Source organism: Streptomyces sp. KL116D, assembly GCF_030766975.1.
GTDB lineage: Bacteria > Actinomycetota > Actinomycetes > Streptomycetales > Streptomycetaceae > Streptomyces > Streptomyces longispororuber_A.
Map to the genome: position 1 here is coordinate 1 of NZ_JASERH010000092.1, position 9,373 is coordinate 9,373.

10 protein-coding genes are annotated in these 9,373 nt (G+C 71.9%); 9 read left to right on the forward strand and 1 reads right to left on the reverse strand.

Annotation, left to right across the window (positions count from 1 at the left end; genetic code table 11):
• Window positions 1-301 precede the first annotated feature (301 nt).
• Complete coding sequence (locus RBJ77_RS36720) at window positions 302-1,816, reverse strand: oxidoreductase (protein WP_372348925.1); 1,515 nt, start codon at window positions 1,814-1,816, stop codon at window positions 302-304.
• A gap of 327 nt (window positions 1,817-2,143) precedes the next feature.
• On the opposite strand from RBJ77_RS36720, the gene hisD reads away from it, so the two are divergent.
• The 9 genes from hisD to RBJ77_RS36765 all read left to right on the forward strand — a co-directional run bounded on the left by hisD (window position 2,144) and on the right by RBJ77_RS36765 (window position 9,154).
• Window positions 2,144-3,469: a histidinol dehydrogenase gene (gene hisD, locus RBJ77_RS36725; protein WP_372348918.1), complete on the forward strand. Its 1,326-nt coding sequence runs from the start codon at window positions 2,144-2,146 to the stop codon at window positions 3,467-3,469.
• Entirely contained in the window at window positions 3,466-4,566 is a 1,101-nt protein-coding gene (locus RBJ77_RS36730; RefSeq protein WP_372348919.1) for a histidinol-phosphate transaminase, read from the forward strand. The genes hisD and RBJ77_RS36730 overlap by 4 nt, the downstream gene beginning before the upstream one ends.
• Entirely contained in the window at window positions 4,563-5,156 is a 594-nt protein-coding gene (gene hisB / locus RBJ77_RS36735; protein ID WP_255966251.1) for an imidazoleglycerol-phosphate dehydratase HisB, read from the forward strand. Before RBJ77_RS36730 ends, hisB begins: the two co-directional genes overlap by 4 nt.
• A 2-nt stretch (window positions 5,157-5,158) precedes the next feature.
• Complete coding sequence (locus tag RBJ77_RS36740) at window positions 5,159-5,323, forward strand: hypothetical protein (protein WP_372348920.1); 165 nt, start codon at window positions 5,159-5,161, stop codon at window positions 5,321-5,323.
• Between the two features lie 2 nt (window positions 5,324-5,325).
• Entirely contained in the window at window positions 5,326-5,973 is a 648-nt protein-coding gene (gene hisH, locus RBJ77_RS36745; protein WP_372348921.1) for an imidazole glycerol phosphate synthase subunit HisH, read from the forward strand.
• Between the two features lie 17 nt (window positions 5,974-5,990).
• Window positions 5,991-6,716: a bifunctional 1-(5-phosphoribosyl)-5-((5-phosphoribosylamino)methylideneamino)imidazole-4-carboxamide isomerase/phosphoribosylanthranilate isomerase PriA gene (gene priA, locus RBJ77_RS36750; RefSeq protein ID WP_255966408.1), complete on the forward strand. Its 726-nt coding sequence runs from the start codon at window positions 5,991-5,993 to the stop codon at window positions 6,714-6,716.
• Window positions 6,713-7,123, forward strand: coding sequence for a RidA family protein (locus tag RBJ77_RS36755; protein WP_372348922.1), 411 nt, complete (start codon window positions 6,713-6,715; stop codon window positions 7,121-7,123). The genes priA and RBJ77_RS36755 overlap by 4 nt, the downstream gene beginning before the upstream one ends.
• Window positions 7,120-7,890, forward strand: coding sequence for an imidazole glycerol phosphate synthase subunit HisF (gene hisF, locus RBJ77_RS36760; RefSeq protein ID WP_372348923.1), 771 nt, complete (start codon window positions 7,120-7,122; stop codon window positions 7,888-7,890). The genes RBJ77_RS36755 and hisF overlap by 4 nt, the downstream gene beginning before the upstream one ends.
• Window positions 7,891-8,272: 382 nt before the next feature.
• Window positions 8,273-9,154, forward strand: coding sequence for an alpha/beta hydrolase family protein (locus RBJ77_RS36765; RefSeq protein ID WP_372348924.1), 882 nt, complete (start codon window positions 8,273-8,275; stop codon window positions 9,152-9,154).
• Window positions 9,155-9,373: the final 219 nt, after the last annotated feature.

The window sequence follows — 9,373 nt, forward strand, 5'->3', positions numbered from 1 at the left end:
GGGCGAGGGCGAAGGTGCGGGCGCGGGGCGAGGGTGAGGGAGGGCGAAGGCGAGGGCGAAGGCGAGGGCGAAGGCGTTGCTCCGGGCGAGGGCAGGGCGCGGGTGGGGGGTCGCCCCGGGCGAGGGCGCGGGAGTCGGCGGGGGTCGCCCCGGGCGAGGGCGAGGGCGTCGGCGGGGGGGCGCCCCGGATGGGCCTGTTTTTTGGGGGCGCGGGGAACTGCGCGATCGGCCGGGGCGGACCCGTGCCCGACCGTGTGCCGGGGTAGCCGGCCGCCGCACACGGTCGGGCGCAACCGGTCCGCTACCCCCTGCGGAGCAGACGTGTCGCGCCCGCCGCCACCGTGGTCGCCAGGATCCAGCCCAGGAGGACCAGGACCGCCGCCAGCCACTGCCAGCCGCCCCGTAGCTGCCAGCTGCCCGACTGGCCGAGGTCGATCACGGGGAGGAGGAGGTCGAGGGTGAAGAGGGCCGAGTCCCAGTGCGGGCCCTCGCCGGGCTTGAGCGGCGGATGGTCGGCGTGGCCGAAAGCGACCGTGCTGACCCCCCAGAGCACGGCCATCCAGACCGCGGCCCGTCCCGGCCGGTACCCGTACGCGACCGTCCAGTCCTGGATGTAGCCCCACACCTTCGCCGCCAGCGGCAGCGTCTCGCGGCGCCGCCGCTGCTTGGCGAGGAGCACCTCGCGGGCGTCGGCGTCCTCGCCGCTGTTGCGCAGGATCGTGGCGAGCTGCTCGTACGGCTCGGGCCGGTACTCCGGGGTCGCGTCGGCCAGCCAGTTCAGCCGCCGGGTGAGGGGGAAGGAGCCGACCGGGATCAGGTTCTCGTACTGGAAGCCGCTGACCCGGAACTGGCCGGCCACCGGCCAGCTCGTCGACCGGTCGACGAGGTTGACGACCTTCGCGCCGGACAGCACCATCAGCCCGCGCTGCGGCCGCTCCCCGAGGAAGCGCAGCTCCGGGGTCTGCACCCGGCGGAACGACACCTCCTGGTCGTTCTCCAGCGTGAAGCGCGCCGAGTCCAGGTCGATCGCGTCGCCGAACCGCCCGTCGTCGAGCCGTACCCCGCCCACGCACTCGAAGCGCTGCACGCGGGTGCCGCGCGCGGGCGTGGAGCCGCTGGTCTGGCGGGGGTCGCCGAGCCCGGCCGGGGTCAGGTACAGCGTGCGCTCGACCGTCATCTGCGGGGCGTTCAGGGCGCGGCGCCCGTGCGTGTTGCTCAGCCGGCTGCCGCGCAGCGACAGGGAGACGCCCACCGTGGCGCCGCGCAGGCTCAGCTCGCCGTGCGTCTCCAGCATCTCGGCCTGGAGGTCCTGCCCGACCGACATCCCGTCCGCCATGATCGACTTGCCGCGCCGGTCCCGGAACACCACCGCCTGGTTGAGCAGGAGGTCCGTGCCGATGTGGGCGTCGGTGAGCCGGACGCCGTTGTGGAAGCGGCAGCGGGGGAGGTGCAGATCGCCCTCGGTGTGCACCCGGGCGGCCTCCAGGCGCGGCACCGAACAGTCCACGAGCCGCACCGTCGTGAAGTGCGCCTCCGGGAGCAGCACCTCCTTCTCGAAGCGGCACCCCTTCAACTCCACGTACGGGACGATCGTGCCGCCCGCGAGGTCGAGCACGTCGGTGATCTGCACGCCCTGGAGCTTGAGCGACGACACCCGGCCGCTCAGGGCCGGCGGGCCGTCCAGCAGCAGCCACGCCACGACCCTCGCCCGGACGCTGCGCTCGGGGCCCCAGGGATGCCCGCCGTGCGGGTCGTCCACCGCGGTGTCCCCGGCCCGCAGGTTGTAGACGCTCCCGTTCCGGAACGCCTGCCACATTCCGGCTTCCGCTGCGGTCAGTCCGTCCGGCACGTCCCCGTTGGCGCTGCCGGTCGTCGTCCCGTCGACCACGACTGCCCTGCCTCCCCGTATCCCCGTGTCCCCGGATCCCGGGATCCCGGGATCCCCGTGACCCGTACGACCCACCGGTCCCGCCGTCACCTGCTACTCGTGGGTTTCGTACAACTGTTCATGCCCGCTCGGTGACCGTCTGAACGCTAGCGGTGAAGGTCATCTTCCGGGGCCGGAACAACGGCCGAGACAGGGCGTGTATCAGCCATTGATACGGGCGCCCGGCGGCAAACCGGCGTCTGAGAGAATTGGTGCGTGATCTCTCGAATCGATCTGCGCGGCGCCGCCCTCCCCGAGGGCCAGGCCCTGCGCTCGCTGCTGCCCCGAGCCGACTTCGACGTCTCGGCCGCCCTGGAGAAGGTGCGTCCGATCTGCGAGGACGTGCATCATCGTGGCGACGCGGCGCTGATCGAGTACGGGGAGAAGTTCGACGGCGTACGCCTGGAGCACGTCCGGGTGCCCGCCGAGGAGCTGGCCAAGGCCCTCGCCGGTCTCGACCCCGCCGTGCGCGCGGCCCTGGAGGAGTCCATCCGCCGGGCCCGGATCGTCCACCGCGAGCAGCGCCGCACCAGCCACACCACGCAGGTCGTGCCCGGCGGCACGGTCACCGAGAAGTGGGTGCCGGTCGACCGCGTCGGTCTGTACGCGCCGGGCGGCCGGTCCGTCTACCCGTCGTCCGTGATCATGAACGCCGTACCGGCGCAGGAGGCGGGCGTCGGCTCCGTCGCGCTCGCGTCGCCGCCGCAGAAGGAGTTCGGCGGCCTGCCGCACCCGACGATCCTCGCCGCCTGCGCCCTGCTCGGCGTCGACGAGGTGTACGCGGTGGGCGGCGCCCAGGCCGTCGCGATGTACGCGTACGGCACCGAGTCCTGCCCCTCGGCGAACATGGTGACCGGCCCCGGCAACATCTGGGTGGCCGCCGCCAAGCGCTACTTCACGGGCCTCATCGGCATCGACGCCGAGGCCGGCCCCACCGAGATCGCGGTCCTCGCGGACGCCGGCGCGGACCCGGTGCACGTGGCGTCGGACCTGATCAGCCAGGCCGAGCACGACCCGATGGCCGCCGCCGTCCTCGTCACCGACTCGGCCGAGCTGGCCGCGGCGGTCGAGAAGGAGCTGGAGCCGCAGGTCGCGGCCACCAAGCACGTCGAGGACCGGATCGTGCCCGCGCTCACGGGCAAGCAGTCCGCGATCGTCCTCGTCGACTCCATCGAGGACGGCCTCAAGGTCGTCGACGCGTACGGCGCCGAGCACCTGGAGATCCAGACCGCCGACGCCGCGGCCCTGGCCCAGCGCGTCCGGAACGCCGGCGCGATCTTCGTCGGCCCCTGGGCGCCGGTCTCCCTCGGCGACTACGCGGCCGGGTCCAACCACGTGCTGCCGACCGGCGGCTGCGCCTGCCACTCGTCCGGCCTGTCGGTCCAGTCCTTCCTGCGCGGCATCCACATCGTCGACTACTCGAAGGACGCCCTCGCCGACGTCGCCGCCACCGTGGTGACGCTCGCCGACGCAGAGGACCTGCCCGCGCACGGGGCCGCCGTCAAGGCCCGCTTCGACTGGAAGGTACCGAACACCAAGTGACCGGCATCGACGACCTTCCCGTACGGGACGAGCTGCGCGGCAAGTCCCCGTACGGCGCACCGCAGTTGGACGTGGCCGTCCGGCTGAACACGAACGAGAACCCGTACCCGCTGCCCGAGCCCCTCGTCGCGCGGATCGCCGAGCGGGTCGCCGCCGCGGCCCGCGACCTCAACCGCTACCCGGACCGGGACGCGGTCGAGCTGCGCACCGAGCTCGCCAGGTACCTCACCCGCACGACCGGCCACGAGGTCACCCGCGACCAGGTGTGGGCGGCGAACGGATCGAACGAGGTGCTCCAGCAGCTCCTCCAGGCGTTCGGCGGACCGGGCCGCACGGCCCTCGGCTTCGAGCCCTCGTACTCGATGCACCCGCTGCTCGCCCGCGGCACCAACACCGGCTGGATCAGCGCCCCCCGGCGCGCCGACTTCTCCCTCGACGTGCCCGCGGCCGTCGAGGCGATCCGCACCCACAAGCCGCACGTCGTCTTCATCACCAGCCCGAACAACCCCACGGGCAACGCGGTGGCGGCCGAGGACGTCCTCGCGCTGTACGAGGCGGCGGGCCGCGACGCGGTCGTGATCGTCGACGAGGCGTACACCGAGTTCAGCCACGGCGCGTCGCTGCTGCCGCTGATCGAGGGCCGGCCGAACCTCATCGTCTCCCGGACGATGTCCAAGGCGTTCGGCGCGGCCGGACTGCGGCTCGGCTACCTCGCCGCCGACCCGGCCGTGGTCGACGCGGTCCAGCTGGTGCGGCTGCCCTACCACCTGTCGGCCGTGAACCAGGCGACGGCGCTCGCCGCCCTGGAGTACACCGACACGCTGCTCCAGTACGTGGAGCAGCTCAAGGCCGAACGCGACCGGGTGGTCGCGGAGCTGGCGGCGCTCGGCTTCGACGTGACCGTCGCCGACGCCAACTTCATCCAGTTCGGTGTTTTCCAAGATCCCCATGCTGTCTGGCAGTTCATCCTCGACCGCGGTGTCCTCATCCGCGACAACGGAGTGCCCGGACGCCTGCGGGTGTCCGTCGGCACCCCCGAAGAGAACGACGCGTTCCTGGACGCGGCCCGCGAAGTGAAGAAGGAGTACGGCGCATGAGCCGCGTAGGACGTATCGAACGCGTGACGAAGGAGACCTCCGTCCTCGTCGAGATCGATCTCGACGGACGGGGCAAGGTCGACGTGTCGACCGGGGTCGGCTTCTACGACCACATGCTCGACCAGCTCGGCCGCCACGGCCTCTTCGACCTGACGGTCAAGACCGAGGGCGACCTGCACATCGACTCGCACCACACCATCGAGGACACCGCCCTCGCCCTCGGCGCCGCCTTCAAGCAGGCGCTCGGCGACAAGGTCGGCATCTACCGCTTCGGCAACTGCACCGTCCCGCTGGACGAGTCCCTCGCCCAGGTGACCGTCGACCTCTCCGGCCGCCCCTACCTCGTGCACACCGAGCCCGAGAACATGGCGCCGATGATCGGCGAGTACGACACGACGATGACCCGGCACATCCTGGAGTCGTTCGTCGCGCAGGCCCAGATCGCCCTGCACGTCCACGTCCCGTACGGGCGCAACGCCCACCACATCGTGGAGTGCCAGTTCAAGGCCCTCGCCCGCGCCCTGCGCTACGCCTCGGAGCGCGACCCGCGCGCGGCCGGCATCCTTCCCTCCACGAAGGGCGCCCTCTAGTCATGAACGGCCTCGCGACCATCCTCATCGTCTTCGGCCTGTTCCTGCTCGGCGGCGTCTACTCGTTCGTCAAGCAGGGCATGGGCAAGAGCCTCATCACGCTGCTCTCGATCGCCGCGGCCATGTGCCTGGTCGCGGGCGTGCTGCGGCTCGACTACTGGAGCTGACCATGAGTTCCGCTGCCAGCAAGAAGGTCGTCGTCTTCGACTACGGCTTCGGGAACGTGCGCTCCGCCGAGCGCGCCCTGGCCCGGGCCGGCGCCGACGTCGAGATCACCCGGGACTACGACAGGGCCATGAACGCCGAAGGGCTGCTCGTCCCCGGCGTCGGCGCCTTCGCCGCCTGCATGAAGGGCCTCACCGAGGCCCGCGGCGACTGGATCGTCGGCCGCCGGCTCGCCGGCGGCCGTCCCGTGATGGGCATCTGCGTCGGCATGCAGATCCTGTTCGCGCGCGGCATCGAGCACGGCGTCGAGGCGGAAGGCCTCGACGAGTGGCCGGGCACCGTCGAGCCGCTGAAGGCCGACGTCGTCCCGCACATGGGCTGGAACACGGTGCGCGCACCGCAGGACAGTCGGCTGTTCGCCGGCCTCGACGCCGACGAGCGCTACTACTTCGTGCACTCGTACGCCGTCCGGCGCTGGGAACTGGAAGTGCACAACCCGCACATCCGCGCCCCGAAGGTCACCTGGGCCACGCACGGCGAGCCGTTCGTCGCCGCCGTGGAGAACGGCGCACTCTGGGCGACGCAGTTCCACCCCGAGAAGTCCGGCGACGCCGGAGCACAGCTGCTGAAGAACTGGATCGGAACCCTCTGATGACCGCCGAGAGCACCGTGAACAAGCTTGAACTGCTGCCCGCCGTCGACGTCCGCGACGGCCAGGCGGTCCGCCTCGTCCATGGCGAGTCCGGCTCCGAGACCTCCTACGGCTCCCCGCTGGAGGCCGCCCTCGCCTGGCAGAACTCCGGCGCCGAGTGGCTGCACCTGGTCGACCTGGACGCCGCGTTCGGCACCGGTGACAACCGCGCGCTGATCCGCGAGGTCAGCCAGGCCATGGACATCAAGGTCGAGCTGTCCGGCGGCATCCGTGACGACGACACGCTGGCCGCCGCCCTCGCCACCGGCTGCACCCGCGTCAACCTCGGCACCGCCGCCCTGGAGACCCCCGAGTGGGTCGCCAAGGTCATCGCCGAGCACGGCGACAAGATCGCGGTCGGCCTGGACGTCCGCGGGACCACGCTGCGCGGCCGCGGCTGGACCCGCGACGGCGGCGACCTCTACGAGACCCTGGAGCGCCTCAACGCCGAGGGCTGCGCGCGCTACGTGGTCACCGACATCGCCAAGGACGGCACGCTGCAGGGCCCGAACCTGGAGCTCCTGAAGAACGTCTGCGCGGCCACCGACCGCCCGGTCGTCGCCTCCGGCGGCGTCTCCTCCCTGGACGACCTGCGCGCCATCGCCGAGCTCGTGCCGCTGGGCGTCGAGGGCTCCATCGTCGGCAAGGCGCTGTACGCCAAGGCGTTCACGCTGGAAGAGGCGCTTGCGGCGGTCTCGTCATGAGTGACGCCGTACGCCGTGTGCGGTCCGGCGCGCCGTGGGAGGACGCCTTCGGCTACGCGCGCGCCGTCGAGCTGCCGAACGGTCTTGTCCTGGTCTCCGGCTGCACCTCCGTCGTCAACGGCGTCATCGCCGAGGGCGGCCCGTACGAGCAGGCGGTGAACGCGTTCTCCGTGGCGTTCGACGCGCTCGCCGAACTGGGGCTGACCCGCGACGACGTCGTCCGCACCCGGATGTACATCACGCACGCGCGGGACGTGGACGAGGTCGGACGTGCTCACAAGGAGCTGTTCGACGCCGTCCGCCCCGCCGCGTCCATGCTCATCGTCTCCGGCTTCGTCGACCCGTCGCTGGTCGTCGAGGTCGAGGTCGAGGCGTACCGCCGAGGAGAGGGTGGGAGCGCGTCATGAGCCTCGCCGTACGAGTCATCCCCTGCCTCGACGTCGACAACGGCCGCGTCGTCAAGGGCGTCAACTTCCAGAACCTGCGCGACGCGGGCGACCCCGTCGAGATGGCGAAGGTGTACGACGCCGAGGGCGCGGACGAGCTGACGTTCCTCGACATCACCGCGTCGTCCGGCAACCGCGAGACCACGTACGACGTGGTGCGCAGGACCGCCGAGCAGGTCTTCATCCCGCTCACCGTGGGCGGCGGCGTGCGCACCGCCGAGGACGTGGACAAGCTGCTGCGCGCCGGGGCGGACAAGGTGGGCGTGAACACGGCCGCCATCGCCCGGCCCGACCTCATCCGGGAGATCGCCGAGCGGTTCGGCCGCCAGGTGCTCGTCCTGTCGGTGGACGCGCGGCGCACAGCCACTCGCACCGGTGCGGCAGGGTCGTTCGAGGTGACGACGCACGGCGGGCGCCGCTCCGCCGGGATCGACGCCGTCGAATGGGCGCACCGGGCCGCCGAGCTGGGGGCCGGGGAGATCCTGCTCAACTCGATGGACGCGGACGGGACGAAGGACGGCTACGACATCGAGATGATCGAGGCCGTCCGCAAGCACGTGTCCGTCCCGGTGATCGCGTCGGGTGGCGCGGGGCGTCTCGAGCACTTCGCTCCTGCCGTCGGGGCGGGGGCGGACGCGGTGCTCGCGGCTTCCGTCTTCCACTTCGGTGACCTGCGGATCGGCGAGGTCAAGGGCGCGTTGCGGGAGGCCGGGCACCCGGTCAGGTAGACGCGTCGCCGCCATAGCTCCGCTGGTTCGGCGGGTGTGTGCGGGCCGGTGGGGCTTCTCGCGCAGTTCCCCGCGCCCCTGAAAGCCTGCGGCTTCGCCGCGCTTTCCCCTGAAGGCCTGCGGCCTTCTCCTGATGGAGGTCGCGCACGCAGTGCGCATCTCCAGGGGCGCGGGGAACTGCGCGACCAGCCACGACGAGACCCGCACCCGCCCACCCGGAGAGACCCCGCAGACGGGTCGGCGCCCGATCACCGCGCGGGACCGGTGATTTCGCCGATGCGGGTGGGGCGCGCCCACGGGAGTGTGGCCGCTGTCCACGACAGCGGCGGCGCTCCCGGGACGGGCGCCCGCCCCTCCGAGAGGAATCCGCATCGTGCTGAAGATGCGCACCCGAACCCGCCTGATCCGCACGGGACTTGCCGCCCTCCTCGCCGTCGGCGGCATCGTCACCACGCAGAACCTCACCGCCCAGGCCGCCGACAACCCCTACGAACGGGGCCCGGCCCCGACGACGTCGAGCATCGAGGCGGCACGCGGCTCCTACGCGGTCTCGCAGACCACCGTGTCCTCCCTGGGCGTCTCCGGCTTCGGCGGCGGCACGATCTACTACCCGACGTCGACCGCCGACGGCACGTTCGGCGCCGTCGCGATCTCGCCCGGCTACACGGCGTACCAGTCGTCCATCGCCTGGCTCGGCCCGCGCCTGGCCTCGCAGGGCTTCGTCGTCTTCACCATCGACACCAACACCACGCTCGACCAGCCCGACAGCCGCGGCCGTCAACTCCTCGCCGCACTGGACTACTTGACGCAGCAGAGCTCGGTGCGCGGCCGCATCGACACCGGCCGGCTCGGTGTCATGGGGCACTCCATGGGTGGCGGCGGCACCCTCGAAGCCGCCAAGAGCCGGCCGTCGCTCCAGGCCGCGATCCCGCTCACCGGCTGGAACCTGGACAAGACCTGGCCCGAGATCCAGACGCCGACGCTCGTGGTGGGCGCCGACGGCGACACGATCGCGCCGGTGGCCACGCACTCCGAACCGTTCTACGGGAGCCTGCCGAGCTCGCTCGACAAGGCGTACCTGGAGCTGCGCGGGGCCACGCACTTCACCCCGAACTCCTCCAACACCACGATCGCGAAGTACAGCATTTCGTGGCTGAAGCGCTTCATCGACAACGACACCCGGTACGAGCAGTTCCTCTGCCCGCTGCCGAGCGCGAGCCTGACCATCGCCGAGTACCGGGGCAACTGCCCGCACACGTCCTGACGTTCTGTGCACGGGCACAACGTGTCGCGGCGCCGGTTGGGCGGCCTGCCCAACGGGCGCTGTGCATTGGGCGGTTCGGGCCTACCGTGACGTAAGTGACCGGGAGATTCGTCCTGTTGCTGGCCGCCGCCGCGTACGAGACCGACCCCGAGGGGCCGGGCGTCGACGCGGGGCTCGTGCTGCGGGCCGCGACGGCGGCGGGGCTCGGCGCGGACGCCC